Genomic DNA, 649 nt, shown 5'->3' with positions numbered 1-649 from the left:
AAAACTTCTTGTACTTCTTCATTTTTATCAACCTCCGTAGTTTAAATTTGCTAACTAATTCTAGCGATATACAAATATAATAACCAATTAATAGCTATTATATTTACAATTTTATCAAATAAACTTTAATAGGGATACAAAATACAGAATGAAATTTATCCAAACGAATGAATCAATTACTTATTGTTCAATCCAATTATGCAAAGTTATCTCAGAACCTTTAGACTTATTCCCATTATTTATATTTTCTTTTTCTAACGCACATGCAACAAATAAATTATAAAACGACTTGTAGAATAGGCCTTTTGGACTTTTCACAGTAGAATCTGTCTTAATTTTATGCATCACACGACGCAAACATTTGTCAATTTCTTCTTGATAATCCTCTCCAATCAAAACAATGTTGTATTCTTTTTCTACTTTGGTTTTTGCACGTATAATTGTTCCTACTTGTTCATGGGCTTCTTGAATAGTATCAGAAAAAGCAGCAATAAATTTTAAGCTATCTTTGCTTAGGAAAGTGTTCTCTTGAACTTCTGAAAACTGATCGAGCAATAATTGTTGCTGCAAGACTTCTTTTTTAGTATCTAATGTATCTAATGTATCTAAATAAGAAGTATAGAATAGATTGTCTGCGATTTTCGCAATT

General features: G+C 28.7%; 1 pseudogene. It reads right to left on the bottom strand.

Going from position 1 to position 649, the window contains the following annotated elements:
- Positions 1 to 180: 180 nt before the first annotated feature.
- A pseudogene (locus KQI94_RS16200) lies at positions 181 to 649 on the bottom strand (replication protein RepA); the annotation flags it as partial.

The sequence above is a fragment of the Enterococcus sp. S183_ASV_20 genome (assembly GCF_018919685.1).
Classification (GTDB): Bacteria; Bacillota; Bacilli; order Lactobacillales; family Enterococcaceae; genus Enterococcus; species Enterococcus faecalis.
This window is presented reverse-complemented; position numbering and strand designations above follow the sequence as displayed.